The organism is Microbacterium ureisolvens, from assembly GCF_019511645.1.
Classification (GTDB): Bacteria; Actinomycetota; Actinomycetes; order Actinomycetales; family Microbacteriaceae; genus Microbacterium; species Microbacterium ureisolvens_A.
Window position 1 is genome coordinate 23,725 of sequence record NZ_JAEUAX010000008.1, and the last position, 14,361, is coordinate 38,085.

At 69.1% G+C, this 14,361-nt stretch carries 15 protein-coding genes; 8 read left to right on the forward strand and 7 right to left on the reverse strand.

Features of this window, described 5'->3' with window-relative positions; translation table 11 throughout:
- The gene (locus JNB61_RS14365) at window positions 1-1,311 is read left to right on the forward strand and encodes a UDP-glucose dehydrogenase family protein (RefSeq protein WP_220340072.1); all 1,311 of its coding nucleotides are present in this window, start codon (window positions 1-3) and stop codon (window positions 1,309-1,311) included.
- A 39-nt stretch (window positions 1,312-1,350) separates the two neighbouring features.
- Here the strand turns inward: JNB61_RS14365 and JNB61_RS14370 are convergent, their stop codons facing one another.
- Window positions 1,351-1,626 carry a hypothetical protein gene (locus JNB61_RS14370; RefSeq protein ID WP_159846768.1) on the reverse strand — a complete coding sequence of 92 codons (276 nt, stop codon included), beginning with the start codon at window positions 1,624-1,626 and terminating at the stop codon, window positions 1,351-1,353.
- Between the two features lie 203 nt (window positions 1,627-1,829).
- Between JNB61_RS14370 and gmd the strand changes: the two genes are divergently transcribed.
- Window positions 1,830-2,873, forward strand: a complete 1,044-nt coding sequence (gene gmd, locus JNB61_RS14375) for a GDP-mannose 4,6-dehydratase (RefSeq protein ID WP_159846771.1) — start codon at window positions 1,830-1,832, stop codon at window positions 2,871-2,873.
- Window positions 2,870-3,853: a GDP-L-fucose synthase family protein gene (locus tag JNB61_RS14380; protein ID WP_220340073.1), complete on the forward strand. Its 984-nt coding sequence runs from the start codon at window positions 2,870-2,872 to the stop codon at window positions 3,851-3,853. Before gmd ends, JNB61_RS14380 begins: the two co-directional genes overlap by 4 nt.
- Before the next feature lie 33 nt (window positions 3,854-3,886).
- Here the strand turns inward: JNB61_RS14380 and JNB61_RS14385 are convergent, their stop codons facing one another.
- A complete protein-coding gene (locus tag JNB61_RS14385; protein ID WP_220340074.1) occupies window positions 3,887-4,690 on the reverse strand; it encodes a hypothetical protein in 804 nt (267 codons plus the stop codon).
- Window positions 4,691-4,904: 214 nt separating this feature from the next.
- Here JNB61_RS14385 and JNB61_RS14390 point away from each other — a divergent pair, with 214 nt between their 5' ends.
- Window positions 4,905-5,267, forward strand: coding sequence for a hypothetical protein (locus JNB61_RS14390; RefSeq protein WP_220340075.1), 363 nt, complete (start codon window positions 4,905-4,907; stop codon window positions 5,265-5,267).
- Between the two features lie 25 nt (window positions 5,268-5,292).
- On the opposite strand, the gene JNB61_RS14395 is transcribed toward JNB61_RS14390, so the two are convergent.
- The 3 genes from JNB61_RS14395 to JNB61_RS14405 form a co-directional block, all read right to left on the reverse strand.
- Entirely contained in the window at window positions 5,293-6,087 is a 795-nt protein-coding gene (locus JNB61_RS14395; protein ID WP_220340076.1) for a caspase family protein, read from the reverse strand.
- A 7-nt stretch (window positions 6,088-6,094) separates the two neighbouring features.
- Complete coding sequence (locus JNB61_RS14400; RefSeq protein WP_220340077.1) at window positions 6,095-7,171, reverse strand: hypothetical protein; 1,077 nt, start codon at window positions 7,169-7,171, stop codon at window positions 6,095-6,097.
- Between the two features lie 237 nt (window positions 7,172-7,408).
- Window positions 7,409-7,759, reverse strand: a complete 351-nt coding sequence (locus JNB61_RS14405) for a VanZ family protein (RefSeq protein ID WP_220340078.1) — start codon at window positions 7,757-7,759, stop codon at window positions 7,409-7,411.
- A 432-nt stretch (window positions 7,760-8,191) separates the two neighbouring features.
- Here JNB61_RS14405 and JNB61_RS14410 point away from each other — a divergent pair, with 432 nt between their 5' ends.
- Together JNB61_RS14410 and JNB61_RS14415 are read left to right on the forward strand one after the other, a co-directional pair.
- Window positions 8,192-9,607 carry an HNH endonuclease signature motif containing protein gene (locus JNB61_RS14410; RefSeq protein WP_220340079.1) on the forward strand — a complete coding sequence of 472 codons (1,416 nt, stop codon included), beginning with the start codon at window positions 8,192-8,194 and terminating at the stop codon, window positions 9,605-9,607.
- Between the two features lie 20 nt (window positions 9,608-9,627).
- Window positions 9,628-10,569, forward strand: a complete 942-nt coding sequence (locus JNB61_RS14415) for a nucleotidyltransferase family protein (RefSeq protein WP_220340080.1) — start codon at window positions 9,628-9,630, stop codon at window positions 10,567-10,569.
- Here JNB61_RS14415 and JNB61_RS14420 read toward each other — a convergent pair.
- Complete coding sequence (locus JNB61_RS14420; RefSeq protein ID WP_220292347.1) at window positions 10,559-10,708, reverse strand: hypothetical protein; 150 nt, start codon at window positions 10,706-10,708, stop codon at window positions 10,559-10,561. The genes JNB61_RS14415 and JNB61_RS14420 overlap by 11 nt on opposite strands.
- 292 nt (window positions 10,709-11,000) lie before the next feature.
- Here JNB61_RS14420 and JNB61_RS14425 point away from each other — a divergent pair, with 292 nt between their 5' ends.
- On the forward strand, window positions 11,001-11,495 hold the full coding sequence (locus tag JNB61_RS14425) for a hypothetical protein (protein WP_220340081.1): 495 nt from the start codon (window positions 11,001-11,003) through the stop codon (window positions 11,493-11,495).
- A 25-nt stretch (window positions 11,496-11,520) separates the two neighbouring features.
- Here the strand turns inward: JNB61_RS14425 and JNB61_RS14430 are convergent, their stop codons facing one another.
- Window positions 11,521-12,903 (reverse strand): PqqD family peptide modification chaperone, encoded by a 1,383-nt coding sequence (locus JNB61_RS14430; protein WP_220340082.1) that lies wholly within the window; start codon window positions 12,901-12,903, stop codon window positions 11,521-11,523.
- Window positions 12,904-12,938: 35 nt separating this feature from the next.
- On the opposite strand from JNB61_RS14430, the gene JNB61_RS14435 reads away from it, so the two are divergent.
- Window positions 12,939-14,321, forward strand: a complete 1,383-nt coding sequence (locus JNB61_RS14435) for a polysaccharide biosynthesis tyrosine autokinase (protein ID WP_220292353.1) — start codon at window positions 12,939-12,941, stop codon at window positions 14,319-14,321.
- Window positions 14,322-14,361: the final 40 nt, after the last annotated feature.

Sequence of the window (14,361 nt, forward strand, 5' to 3'; positions counted from 1 at the left end):
ATGCGTCTGTCTGTCATCGGCTGCGGGTATCTCGGAGCCGTCCACGCTGCGGCGATGGCGTCGATCGGTCACGAGGTGGTCGGTATCGACGTCGACCAGCGCAAGGTCGCGTCGCTGTCGAAGGGTGAAGCGCCGTTCTTCGAGCCCGGGCTGCAGGAGATCCTCACCGAGGGCATCGCCTCCGGCCGGCTCCGCTTCACCACCGACATGTCCCAGGCGCAGGGCGCGAAGGTGCACTTCGTGGGCGTCGGCACCCCGCAGCAGAAAGACGGATACGCCGCCGACCTCACCTACGTCAACGCGGCCGTCGATGGACTGCTGCCCTACCTGTCGGCCGGCGACATCGTCGCCGGCAAGTCGACCGTCCCGGTCGGCACCGCCGCCGAGCTCACCCCCCGGGTCGAGGCGACCGGCGCGACGCTGGTGTGGAACCCGGAGTTCCTGCGCGAAGGATTCGCCGTCAAAGACACCATCGACCCCGACCGGCTCGTCGTGGGCGTGCCCGCTGGCGACCCCGGCGAGACAGCAGCCGACGTGCTGCGCGAGGTGTACCACACGGCCGTCGCGAAGGACACGCCGTTCATCGTCACCGACCTCGCCACCGCCGAACTGGTCAAGGTCGCCGCCAACGCGTTCCTGGCCACCAAGATCTCCTTCATCAACGCGATGGCCGAGATCGCCGAGGTCACCGGCGCCGACGTCACCCAGCTCGCCGACGCCATCGGCCACGACGTCCGCATCGGCCGCCGCTTCCTCGGCGCCGGCATCGGCTTCGGCGGCGGGTGCCTGCCCAAAGACATCCGCGCGTTCTCCGCCCGCGCCGAAGAACTCGGCCGCGGCGAATCCGTCGCGTTCCTCCGCGAAGTCGACGCGATCAACCTGCGCCGCCGCGAACGCGCCGTGCAGCTCGTCCTCGAAGCCCTCGACGGATCCGTGTTCAAGAAGAACATCACCGTGCTCGGCGCCGCGTTCAAACCCCACAGCGACGACATCCGCGACTCCCCCGCACTCGACGTCGCCGTCCGCCTGCACGGCCTCGGCGCCTGGGTCACCATCACCGACCCCGCCGCGATCCACAACGCCCAGCGCCTGCACCCCCAGCTGAACTACGTCGAAGACCGCGACGAAGCCCTCCGCGAAGCCGACGCCATCATCCTCGTCACCGAGTGGGACGAATACCGCCGCGAACTCACCCCCGAACACGCCGCCACCCTCACCCGCGGCAAAGTCGTCATCGACGGCCGCAACGGCTGGGACGCCACCGCCTGGCGGGGCGCCGGATGGGCCTACCACGGCATGGGACGCCCCTGACTCACGGGGCCTGCATCCCCGGACCGAGGGGCCGGGGCGTCAGAGCGCGTGGACGCTGAGCAGCTGCCAGCCCTCCGGCACCTTGGCCTCGAGGGCCGCCATGTCGTCCGCCTCGATCTCTTCGACGTCGCCGCGGCGCGCGATCGTGGCGGTCGAGGTGAGCAGCTGCGAGCCCTTCGGCATCGCCGCCGGGACGTCGGTCACGACCCAGCCCGCCGGCAGCTGCGCGGTGACGGCGGCATTCAGTGCCTCGAGCGAGACGCCTTCCACATCGACGGTGCGGGTTTCGACAGGGCGGATGCGGCCGATGAGCATGAGTCGATCCTAGGAGCGCGTTGCGCCGGCGATCGAAGGGAGCCTGTTTTCCGCGGGCAGCCTGCGGTATCGTCGCCCTATTCTCGACGGTGAGACAGCTCCCGACAGGTTCACCGAGAGCCTGGCTGCCGCCGTCACGGAATCCGTGACGCGTGCGGAGACGCCCGAACGCCCCCGCACGTCGCTGGGGGACGGAGTACGACGTGAAGCGTGCACTCATCACCGGGATCACCGGTCAGGACGGCTCTTACCTCGCCGAGCTCCTGCTCGGGAAGGGCTACGAGGTCCACGGCCTGATACGCCGCGCCTCGACCTTCAACACGCAGCGGATCGACCATCTCTACGTCGATCCGCACGATCCGAGCGCCAGGCTGTTCCTCCACTACGGCGACCTCAGCGACGGCGCAGGACTCGTGAGCCTGCTCGTGAAGATCCATCCGAACGAGGTGTACAACCTCGCCGCGCAATCGCACGTGCGGGTGTCGTTCGACGAGCCCGTGCACACCGCCGACACGACGGGGATCGGCACGGTCCGCCTGCTCGAGGCCGTGCGGTCGTCGGGGATCGACACGAAGTTCTATCAGGCGTCCACGTCGGAGCTGTACGGCGCCACACCCCCGCCGCAGAACGAGCTGTCGCCGTTCTACCCGCGCTCACCGTACGCGGCCGCGAAGCTGTACAGCTTCTGGATCACGAAGAACTACCGCGAGGCGTACGACATGTTCGCCGTGAACGGCGTCCTCTTCAACCATGAGTCCCCGCGCCGGGGAGAGACCTTCGTCACGCGCAAGATCTCCCGCGCGGTCGCCCGCATCCAGGCGGGCGACCAGAAGGACCTCTACCTCGGCAACCTGGACTCGATCAGAGACTGGGGCTACGCGGCCGAGTACGTGGAAGGCATGTGGCGGATGCTGCAGGTCGATGAACCCGAAGACTTCGTGCTGGCGACGGGGCGGGGTTACACGATCCGGGACTTCCTGGAGGCGTCGTTCGGGCATGTGGGCCTGGACTGGCAGGAGTTCGTCAAGTTCGATGAGCGCTATCTTCGCCCGACCGAGGTCGACGCGCTCATCGGCGACCCGGCCAAGGCGGCCGAGAAGCTCGGGTGGGCGGCGACACTCGACGGCAAGGACCTCGCGAAGCTCATGGTCGATGCCGACATCGAGGCGCTCGACAAGCGCCCGGAGTGGATCGACTCGGTCAACCTCGCCTCGTGGACGCCCGAGCCGTCGCTGGTGGGCCCATGACCACCGTGACCGACGGTGTCGGGTTCTCTCCCGGCGAGCTCGACCGCGACGCGACGTTCTACGTCGCGGGCCACCGCGGACTCGTCGGCTCCGCCATCGTGCGCCGGTTCGAGGCCGCGGGCTTCACGAACATCGTCGGCAAGACCTCCGCCGAACTCGACCTCAAGAACCGCGACGACGTCTTCGCCTATATGGCCGAGATCCGGCCGCGATACCTCGTCCTCGCCGCGGCCAAGGTCGGCGGGATCCTGGCGAACAGCACCTACCCCGTCGACTTCCTCAGCGACAACCTCCGCATCCAGTCGAACGTGCTGGACGCCGCGGTCGCGAACGAGGTCGAGCGGGTCGCCTTCCTCGGCTCGTCGTGCATCTACCCGAAGTTCGCGAAGCAGCCCATCCGTGAGGACGCACTGCTCACCGGCCACCTGGAGCCGACGAACGATGCCTACGCGATCGCCAAGATCGCCGGCATTCTCAACGTGCAGGCGGTGCGTCGCCAGTACGGGCTGCCCTGGATCTCGGCGATGCCCACGAACCTGTACGGGCCGAACGACAACTTCTCGCCCCAGGGTTCGCACGTGCTCCCGGCGCTGATCCGCCGGTACGACGAAGCGGCGAGGGCCGGCGCCTCCTCGGTGACGAACTGGGGCACCGGGACGCCGCGGCGCGAGTTCCTGCACTCCGACGACATGGCAGACGCCGTCCTGCACCTGCTTGAGCACTACGACGGACCGGAGCAGGTCAACGTCGGGACCGGGTCGGATGTCACGATCCGGGAGGTCGCCGACACGATCGCCGGCGTGGTGGGTTTCGAGGGAGAGACCGAGTGGGACACTTCCCAGCCCGACGGGACGCCGCAGAAGCTGCTCGACGTGTCGAAGCTCGCCGAGTCCGGCTGGACCTCGAAGATCCCGCTGGAGGAGGGGCTCGAGCGAACCGTGGCCTGGTATCGGGAGCACGTCGGCGCGGTGCGTGTGTGACCACCACGCCTGGTCAGCCGGGGAGGCTGGGGCTCAGCATCCGATTCCCCTGATCTTGGGCAGGAAGCAGACGAGATCGCCGAGATTCGCGAGGATCGACTTCGTCGCAGAGAGCTTCACGATCGCTTCGTCGGTGAGAGCACCGCCGTTCTGGGTCACTTTGAGCACGATGCTCTTGTACGCCGGGAAGCGCACCTCGGCTGTCGTCTTCCTCGCCTTGGCCCAGGCGTCGGCGCAGGCGGTTCCCTCTTCCAGTCGATCCACCGCATAGTCCCAGATCGCCTCGGGGTCGTCGGTCCACGTGGCTGTCGGGTCGTACTCGCGAGCCGCATTCCACAAGGCGAGGCTGCATGTCCACAGGGCGGCGCGACGGCTGCTCTTGCCCGCGACGACGTCTCCGACGGTCTCGTGGGTCTTGTCCTCGAGCTTGTCGACGAGCTGGTCGTAGAAGATCCACATGAACGCGAGATCGGGCTGCACGGCGTACTCCACGCCGCCGGCATCAGAGGGGATGAGCACCTCATCGCCCGGCGCGAGGAAGATGTACCGGTAGAACGACTTCGCCGACTCGTGGAAGAGGTGCGATCTGACGGTGCCGATGGCGAGCTCGAAGATCCTCACCTCGGGCGAGGTGAGGGCCCAGATCGTGTCGCTGTCGTTGCGGACGAACCAGTCACCGTAAGGCGTCACGCCGCAGACCACGACGTCGTCGCCGTCGTAGGGGTGGTCGACGCGATAAGGCGCGTCGTCGTAGCAGCCGGCGTCCACGGAGGACGCCTGTGCGGGAGCCGTACCCCCGACGACCAGCGCGACGCTCGTGAGCACGGCAAGGAACATGCGGAACACGCGACCACCCCCAGCGGTCTCGACGGTTCAGCCCCAGTGGCGCTGACAGTAGTCCTGGTCCAGGTGCGGTTCAAGCGGTCTCGCCGAAAGGCCGGCTCGCGGCGCCGGCGGCGGGGATCGTGCGCCGATGTGCGCGCCGCGGCCGTGTGAGACCGCTACGTTGGGAGCCACGCAGCCGACTCCCTTCTCGCCACGGAGGACACACATGACTCAGCGCCCGCTCGGCGTCACCCTCGTCGCCATCATCGCCTGGATCTCGGGCTTCCTGCAGATCATCGGCTCGATCTTCGTGATCATCGCGGGCGCCTTCATCACGTGGCCGGCGATCCTCGGGTGGATCAGTCTCATCATCGGCATCGTGACCCTCGCCGTCGGCGTCGGCCTGTGGCGCGGCAACCACACCGCCCGCACGATCGCGACGATCGTGTTCATCGCGAACATCGTGTTCGAGGTGCTCGGGATGTTCAACGGCGAGAGCGCCTGGTCGGCGATCGGCGGCAGCATCCTGTCGATCATCGGCCTGATCCTGCTCTACACGCGGTCGGCGCGGGCGTACTTCGGGTCGTGACATCCTGCCGGCGGCGATCCGGCGATCACACGAAGGGGAGCTCGCGCTCCATGCTCGCGAAGGGATCCACGACGCGCATGACGGCAGTCTGATACGGGTTGTTGACGAATCGCGACGCATAGTCGTACCACGTGCTGTAACTTCCGCGATTCGCCGGCGTGTCCCACGATCGCAGCAACTCCCGTGTGAGCACTCCCTGCACCTTGTTACCGAACGAACGCTCGCGCGCCTGTTGCTCCTGCATCGACGCCGAGATCAGCACACGACGCGGCCCCGCGCTCGTGGTGTCGTAGTGGATGACAGGCTCGATGGGCGCCGCGCGGTAGGCGATCGAGTCGGAATGGCAGGAGTCCACGATGACGACCGCCTTCATGTCGGCCCGTGCACCTTTCCAGAACGGCACCCACCAGTCGTCGATGAGCGGCAGATCCGCGAGCGCGAACAGCTCGTCCATGCGATCCGGCTCGCTGTCGTCGTACGACATCCACCGGAAGCCGTGACCAACCATCACGATCACCAGCGTCGAACACGTGCATGGATGCTGCGTATCGACGTGCCGCGAGAGCTCGGTCGTGACGGATTCCAAGGTTGCCCGGGCCGGTTCGTCGAGCCGTTCGACCTGAAGCTCACCACTGTCGACCTCGGAGTTCTCCAGAATCCGCGCGTACGCATCGAGGTCGTTCGCCACGCCGTCGAGCCTCGCGAACGCGATGTCGCCCTCTCGCAGAGCGCCGGCCGCGGGCTCGAAACGGCTCTGACCGGACGACCAGCGGAGTGCCTGTGGCGCCTCGACACCGATGAGCACCGCGTGCGTGGTCATGGCCTGCTCAATCCCGTGGGGCAGGGGTGGAGACCGCCGGGTCAGGCGTAGTCGCCCCCGACGACACCAGCGCGTCCCCGCCCAATAGTCCTCCGAGCCCCAGAACGATGAGAATGACCCCCACGACGTAGGCGGCGATCGTCCCCCGCACCTTGCTCAGCGCGGCGGCGAGCTTCTCGATGTCTTGGATGGGCAGCCCGATGCCGCCTCGCGTCGTCTCGGCGGCGAGCAAGGCGCGCGCACGTTGCCTCCCCCTCACCTCCAAGACCGACAGCCAGACGCCCATCAACACGGCGACGGCACCCGCGACCAGAGCGAGCACGCTGCCGGCCGCGATGATCCGTTCCTGGAAGTCGACCTCGGTGCAGCACCCCGATCCGCCCATCGGCAGGGTCCACAGGATGATCCAACCGCCCAACGCCAACACGACGAACGCCAGTGCGCGGAATACGCCGCCGGTCCACTTGGCGAACTCAGGATCGTACTCGCCGATCTGGATCTCGGCCGGCGCGCCCGGTGGGTTCTCCGCAGGAGGGGCGGGTGCAGTGCTCGCGAGCGCGACACGGATCGGCGGCGATCGGTGGACGACGCCGCCGACGATGACGCTTGCGTAGAGGTCGTGCTCGGGCGCTTCGGTGAATGACGTCGTCGCTTGCCATGTCGTCGAGGTCGCGGCGTTGGCGTCGTTCGTGAAGTTCACCGAATCAAGCTTCTGCGTGCCGGCGAACAGCGCCGGAACGGGAATCGGCGACGGATGCGCGACGACGAACGTCACCTTCTTGCCAGGCGGAAGGTCGGTGAGCGGCTTGGGCGCCACCGTCGCCGTGCCGCCTTCCGGCGTGGCCGACAGCACGAGCGGTGTCGGCTGCCCACCGCCTGATACAGCCTGGGCTGACGCGGGTTGACCCTGGGTGTGCTGAATCGCCGGCGTGGCCTGTTCAGGCCGACCCGCTGCCGGTTGTCCGGACATCGGTTGGCCGGGCGCCTGCGGCGGCTGCGCCAGTCGTTCCTCTGGCGGCGGCTGCTCTGGTGGCACGCCCTCCGCGGGATGGTCCTGCGGTGCTCGGGTCTCGTCGTCCGTCATTTCTCGCCCCCGGTCGTCGTTGACGAAGGCGCGCCGAATACCGGTGATCCGTCGTCACGGCGCCATACCCCCTCAGCCGCTCAGTGCCCCAGCGACCGATGGCCGCATCGTAGCGACGCATCGAAGCTGCCACAAGAGCGTGAGCGGGCACCGAACCGCACAGAGTGAGGGCAATCCCTTTCGACTGTCGGGCCGCAGGACGCGCTCGGAGCGGCAAATGGTGGGCCGCGGCATACGTCAATCCCGGATCTTGCGACGCTCCCTCAGGTGCACGATGGCGAGGCCGATGGTGGCGCCCAGCACGTTGGCGACGATGTCGCGCAGGCTCGGCGTGCGCTCGGAGAGGATCAGCGCCTGCCCCGACTCGATGATGAGCGTGGTGGCGAGGGCGATCGGCACGACGAGCCCGCGGTGCAGCGGAAGCACGAGCGCCAGCAGCACCCCGAACGGCACGAACAGCGCGACGTTCGCGACCGTCTCGATGAGGTCGTACGTGAGCCACGGAACCGCCCGCGTGATCCGGTCGATAAAGTCCGACGCGCCGCGATCCACGGGTGTCGGCCAGAACGCGATGAGCGCGAGCAGCACGCCGTAGATGACGAGCAGACGGATGCCGCGCCCTTGCGTGCGACGCAGGTGCAGGGTGGCGACCGCCGCTGTGGACGTCGTCTGCGCGGGCGCGAGAGGGGATGCATCGGCGATGGCGCGCTCCCCTCGATCGGGCGCCGCGACGCTGCCGCGCAGTGCGGCGATTCTACTCGCGAGGTGGTGTGCGTGCAGAGAACTGGGAGCCGAGAGCAGATAATCGAAGATAGTTGCTAATCTACATTGCGGAGCGGCCCACTGCGTGATTGCATCGAAGCGGCGCCCTCAGGTTCGGAGCGCGGCTCGACAATGGCGGCCCTGCGGAGTCTCAGCAACGGGAAGTGTGCGCCCACATGAGCTCTCATCACCCATGGATACACAGATCGTTTCGAACAAATATTTGAAACTCGCGTCAATCTTCGATACGCTGGCTTCATGACCAGCGCACTGTCATCCCTCGCGGAGGCGATCGACGTTGCGCGGGGAATCCTGCCCGACGGGCGCGACATCGCGTCGCTCACACCGGCCGAACTGATCGCGCTCAACGACCAGATCGGGCGCGGCAAGCGTCTCGCCGAGAGTGTGCAGGCGATGGTGGCGTCCGAGATCCAGCGGCAGTCACGGCCCGGACTCGGGCCCGACAGCCTCGCGAAGATCCAGGGCTTCCGCAATCCCACGCAGTTCATCGCCGCGACGATGGGCACGACCACCGGCGACGCCGCGCGGCTCGTGAAGGTCGGCGATGCCACGACGCCACGCACGCTGCTGTCGGGCGACAAGGCGCCCGCCCGGCACCCTCACGTCGGGCAAGGGCTCAGCGACGGTCGCATCGGCGCACAAGCCGCGTCGGCGATCATCGCGATGCTCGACCGCGTCGCCATCCGCGCCGGCGCTGAAAAGATCGAGCAGGCCGAGCAGCTCCTCGTCGAACAGGCTGCAGGGCTCCCTCTCGACGCGCTCTCGAAGCTCATCCTCCGCGCGCAGGCCTGGCTCGATCCCGACGGCGTCGAGCCGCGCGAAGCAGACCTGGCCGCCGAGACGTCGCTCACCATCCGCCGCGATCGCTCCGGCATGATCGTCATCAACGGCAAGTTCGACCCCGTGAGCGGCGCGCCGGTCGTGACCGCGATCGAAGGCATGGTCACCGCGAAACTCCGCGCCCAGCGCGACACCGGGCCCGGCGGCGCCCGCGAGTCACTCCGCGCCACGTCCGCGAGGACCGACGAGCCCGCAACGCCCCTGCTCGATGAGACGACCGAGGCCGAGCGTCGCACGATCCCGCAGATGCAGGCCGATGCGTTCGTGAGCATCTGCGAACACGCCCTCGGATGCGCCGAGAACGACCTCCCTCTCAACGGCGTGACAGTCGTTGTGCGCATGACGCTCGACACCCTTCGCGAGGGCACCGGCACCGCCCAGATCGACGGGATCGACGCTCCGATCTCTGCGTCGGCCGCGCGCAAGCTCGCCTGGAGCGCATCGGTGATCCCCTGCGTGCTCGGCGGCGACAGCGAGATCCTCGACTGGGGCCGCGAGCGGCGGCTGTACTCGAGGTCCCAGAAGCTCGCGCTCGGCGAGCGCGACGGCGGGTGCGTCGGGTGCGGGCTTCCGCCCCAGTTCACGAAAGTGCATCACATCCGCTGGTGGATGCGAGATGCCGGCCCCACCGACCTCGACAACGGGGTGCTGCTCTGCGAATCCTGTCACCACCGGATACATGACAACGGGTGGGACATCCGGGTGGAAGGCACCGGCCGACAAGCCAGGGTGTGGCTCATCCCACCGGCCTTCGTTGATCCGGAGCGCACGCCGCGCCTCGGCGGACGCGCCCGATACGACTTCGCCGCATGAACCCCCGTTATCGTGGGCCCGTGCCCACCGATGCCTCGACCGACGCAACGGTGCTGCTGCGCCTGGACGAAGCCGACGAGCTCGCCGCCGCCTGGGTGACTGCGCTGGCCGAGCGGCGCGGCATCCGTGCACTTCTCATCAAGGGGCCCGCGCTGCACCTCCACGGGCTGCGTGAAGAGCGGGTGTCGGCGGACGTCGATGTGCTCGTCGAGCCGGCGCGGTTCGACGAGCTGTGCGAGGCGATCGCGGAATCCGGATGGACGAAGCGGCCGTCGGGATTCGTCGGCGAGCTCACCACCCTGCACTCGGACACGTACCTGCGCGACGGGTGGCCGTGCGACCTCGATGTGCACAGCTTCTTTCCGGGATTCCTCGCCGACCCCGCCGACGTGTTCGAAGCGCTCTGGCGACACCGGTGGGCGCTGCCGCTGGCGCACCACGACTGCCTCGCGCTGGACAGGATCGCCGGAGCCCTCGTGCTCGGGCTGCACTCCCTGCGCGGCGCGACGATCCAGCCGCGCCACCTCGACGAACTCGAGCAGCTGCTGCGCACGCCGTTCACCGACGCCGAGCGGGCCGACCTGGGTTCGCTCGCCCGCGAGACCGGCTGCGTCGCCACACTCGAGACGGTGCTCCCTCGGCTCGGGGTCTTCGTCGAGCCTTCGGCCGTGGAGCTGGCGTCACCAGACCTGCGGGACTGGCGCGAGCGCGTTAGCGCGGGATCCCATGGCACCTACTTCTGGCTGCTCGCGCTGCGCAAGTCACCGTGGCGCGCGCGGCCGCGCATCCTGTGGCGCGCGGTGTGGCCCACGCGGCGCGACCTGCTCGTCGCCCGGCCCGAGACCGTCGACACGTTCCGCGGACGCACGCGGGCGCGACTGGCGCGTTGGGGGCGCGGCATCCGTTCCGGCCCTGCCGGCGCGCGGGCCGTCTGGACCCACCGCCGCCGTGTCAGCCCATGACGAGCCAGAGCACGCAGACCGCCGCGAGGAACGCCACCGCCACACAGATGAGCCACATCGGCGCCCCACCGTACTCGCGGAGCAGCCACGGCTCCTGCCCGATCTCGTAACGCCGCCGCCGACGTCGTGACCTCGCCATCCCGCACCCCTTCCCCCAGGTCCGCGACGCCGTCGTCACGAGTTCACGCTACGCGCGCCGGGTTGCGGATCGGCGACGCCCATGTTTCGGGCTCGCCGCGGGAGGCTCAGGATCATGTAAAGAACCGGATCCTGTCCCCCAGGGTGAACGGGAGCCCCCGGCGGCTCCGCTAGGGTGAGCATCACGTCGGTTGCTTGGGGCGACCGCACGGCGGGCGAGGGGTCGCCCGTTCTGTTCACGGCTGTGGGAGCCCGAACGCCCGTCAGCCACGACTGTTCTCTGGGGGAACACAGTGACCGATACGCTCGCGCGCGCTCTCGCACCGTCCGACACCGGCATCGACCGCCGGAAGCTGCTCAAGATGGGCGTGTGGGCGGCGCCCGTCGTCGTGCTCGCCACGGCAGCTCCCGCGGCAGCCGCCTCCGGCCCGCTCACCGAGCAGCAGGCGGCCGCCCTCATCGCACCGAGCGCCCCGACCAATGCATCGACCGATAAGAAGGTGGTGGCTGTCAAGGTCGCAGTCAACGGGACCGCTTCCACTGTGATCATCGCGACGATCACGGTCTCGCCATCCGGGCAGGGCACGTGGAACGGTGTGGCAGCTCCGGCCAACGGCCAGTCGTCGTTCACGACGCAGCCCGTCACGATTCCCGCCGGCGGTTCGACGACGATCACCTTCCCGGAGTTCCAGCGGGGCAACCAGGGTCACCAACTGACCTTCACCGTGTCGTTCAGCGTCAACGGTGTGCAGGTGCCGAGCAGGACGCAGTCGCTGGTCGTCAACTGACGTTCACCACGCGCTGATCCACGCGTCAGCCGGCGAAGACCAGCTCCTGATCGCGGAGAGCTCCGAGGAACGACTCGACGTCATCCCGGATCACGTCGCCGTCGACCTCGGCCGACGCGGCGACGCGCGACACGATGTCGTCGGAGCAACCGGGACCGGCGGCGAGCGCGGTCCAGATCAGCGCAGCCGAGCCCTCGAGCGCCAAGGGCGACGCCGCGGGATTCGCCAGTGCCAGCACGACCACGCGCGGCGACTCCCCCGTCCACGCGACGTCATCATGGATGCGCCAGAGCGGGCTGTCGGGAGCGCGCACCGGCGCCGATTCCTTCAGCACGCCGGCCGCGACGAGCTCATCGGCGGCCGACGCGACGGCGGTGGCAGCATCCGTCCCCTCCGGAACCCCGTGCGCAGAGACCGCAGCGTCCACGAGCGCGTCGAGTTCGACGCCGTCGGCCGCACGCCACAGGGCGGGAGCGATGCCCGCGAGCACGCGCACGGTGCCGGCGTGATCGGCGTCGATGTGGAGGAGCGCCAGTCGATCGGGATCAGCCAGCGGCAGCTCATCGAGCGGAGGCACGCGACACAAGCGCCGCCCGCTCGTGCCCGCAGCCACCGGCCCGTGCCCCGACGACACCGACTTCGACACCTGCGGCGACGGCGGCGACACCGCAGCGACCTCGGGGATCACCGCGACGAGGGCCGCGGCATCCGCGTACGACACCCGGCGCACGCCGCCGACCGACGCCACGTGCGCGGCGATGGTGCGAAGCGGCGCCGGGAGATTCGTGAGATAGCTCGACTGGGCGACCAGCTCCTCGAGCGCGTCGCCGAGGTCGACGTCCGAAACGACCGCGCCGTCGACGCCCTCTCGCCGGTCGAGCAGCAGGATCCCCGCGAGGCGCAGCTCGCCATCCGGCAACGAACCAAGACCCAGTGCCGACGGCGCGCGCTGCGCCTTGTCGGACTCGCCGGGCTCGATGATCGACAGCGGCTTCCGGTACGGGTGCACGCGGCCCTCGGCGTCGATCGCCACCGTCTCATCCGACACGTACCCGTACGCTTCGCCCAGAACCCGCGACGCCGTCGTCTTGCCGCGACCGCTCGGGCCCACGAGCGCCACCACCCGGCCGTCGGGCAGAGCGATGCCGGCGGCGTGCAGCATCCAGAGCCGCCCGCGCTGGGCCTCGATCGCCGCGAGCGTCACGCGCTGGGACAGCGACGACAGCAGGGCACGGATGCTGCCACCCGCCCCCGCGACCACCTCGACGTCAGGACCGCCCACGTGCGCAGCATCCGTCCGCGCATCCTGCCAGGCCGTCTCGACCGCAGCCCGCGAATCACCGTCGAGGCCGTCGCACACGATGCCCACCCGCACCCCCAGGGCAGCGATCACGAGGTTGCCGGTCACACGCGGTAGTGTACGGGGGAACTGGGAGGGGGCCCATGGAGCTGCGGGATTACCTGCGCATCGTGCGAGCGCATTGGCTCGCCATCGTGATCCTCACCCTCCTGGGTGTCGCCGTGGCCTGGGGATGGACCGCCCTGCAGCCCAAGGTCTACACGGCGAACGCCAGCGGCATCGTCACGGCGACGAACGCGGGATCCGACACCGGCTCGTCGCTCGTCGGCGACCAGCTCGCCCGTAGCAAGGTGACGTCGTATGTCGAGCTCGGCTCGTGGCGCGCCGTCGCCGAGTGCGCGATCGAGGAGCTCGGGCTGAGCACCACGCCCGAGGCGCTCGTCACCCGCGTCGACGTCTCGAACCCGCTCGACACCGTCATCGTGCGGGTGACCGCGACCGCATCGAGCCCCGAAGAGGCGCGTGATCTCGCCGAGTCGTGGCTCGGGTGCATGGTGCAGCAGATCAACACCGTGGAGGGCACCGACGAGACCGGCACCGCCGCCGTCACGCTCGTCACCGGCGACTCGGCACGTCTGCCCACCGCGCCGTCGTCACCGAACGTGCGCCTCGCGCTCGCGCTCGGCGCACTCGTCGGACTCGCCCTCGGCATCGGCTACGCGGTGGTGCGCCACGTGCTCGACCGGCGCCTGCGCGACCCGCGCGACATCGAACGCGAGACCGGCGTGCCCGTCGTCGGGACCCTGCCGATCGACAAGGGCCTGAGCGTCGAGCGCGGCCTCGCCGACTTCGAGAGCCAGCACTCCGCGTCGGCCCCGCTCGCCGAGGCGATGCGCGAACTGCGCACGAACCTCCAGTTCATGGACGTCGACAACCCGCCCCGCGCGATCGTGGTCACAAGCCCGCTCCCCGGCGACGGCAAGTCCACGATGGCCGCCAACCTCGCCGTGAGCCTCGCCGCGGCGGGCCGTCACGTCGTCCTCCTCGACGCGGACCTGCGCCGTCCCATGGTCTCGACGGTGTTCGGACTGCCCGACGGCGCCGGCCTCACGGACGTGCTCGCCGGACGCGCCGAGCTCAACGAGGTCGTGCACAATGTCGGCGCGAGCCGCAACCTCGCCGTCATCACCGCCGGCCGCGTGCCGCCGAACCCCAGCGAGGTGCTCGGCTCGAACCGCATGCAGGCGCTCGTGCAGAGCCTCACCGAGCACGCCCTCGTCATCATCGACTCTCCGCCCCTCCTTCCGGTGACGGATGCCGCGGTCCTCACCACCGCCGCCGACGGGGCGCTCATCGTGGTCGGCGCCGGCAAGACGACCTACGACATGCTGCACAAGGCGATCGCGAACCTCGCCAAGGCCAATGCCCGCGTGCTCGGGGTGGTGCTGAACCGGGTGCCGCGCAAGAACGGCGGGTACTACGGCTACCAGTACCAGGGCGACTACGCCGGAGCAGACACCCGCTGACCTCGGAGCCGATGTTCGGAACCGCCCCGTAGGGTGGAGC

Bases quoted from the DNA above. Each gene is read 5' to 3' on its own strand.
- JNB61_RS14390 (WP_220340075.1), top strand. From the start codon at position 4,905: ATGACTCAGCGCCCGCTCGGCGTCACCCTCGTCGCCATCATCGCCTGG.
- JNB61_RS14365 (WP_220340072.1), top strand. From the start codon at position 1: ATGCGTCTGTCTGTCATCGGCTGCGGGTATCTCGGAGCCGTCCACGCT.
- JNB61_RS14385 (WP_220340074.1), bottom strand. From the start codon at position 4,690: ATGTTCCTTGCCGTGCTCACGAGCGTCGCGCTGGTCGTCGGGGGTACG.
- JNB61_RS14420 (WP_220292347.1), bottom strand. From the start codon at position 10,708: ATGGCGAGGTCACGACGTCGGCGGCGGCGTTACGAGATCGGGCAGGAG.
- JNB61_RS14400 (WP_220340077.1), bottom strand. From the start codon at position 7,171: ATGACGGACGACGAGACCCGAGCACCGCAGGACCATCCCGCGGAGGGC.
- JNB61_RS14380 (WP_220340073.1), top strand. From the start codon at position 2,870: ATGACCACCGTGACCGACGGTGTCGGGTTCTCTCCCGGCGAGCTCGAC.
- JNB61_RS14435 (WP_220292353.1), top strand. From the start codon at position 12,939: ATGGAGCTGCGGGATTACCTGCGCATCGTGCGAGCGCATTGGCTCGCC.
- JNB61_RS14410 (WP_220340079.1), top strand. From the start codon at position 8,192: ATGACCAGCGCACTGTCATCCCTCGCGGAGGCGATCGACGTTGCGCGG.
- JNB61_RS14395 (WP_220340076.1), bottom strand. From the start codon at position 6,087: ATGACCACGCACGCGGTGCTCATCGGTGTCGAGGCGCCACAGGCACTC.
- JNB61_RS14370 (WP_159846768.1), bottom strand. From the start codon at position 1,626: ATGCTCATCGGCCGCATCCGCCCTGTCGAAACCCGCACCGTCGATGTG.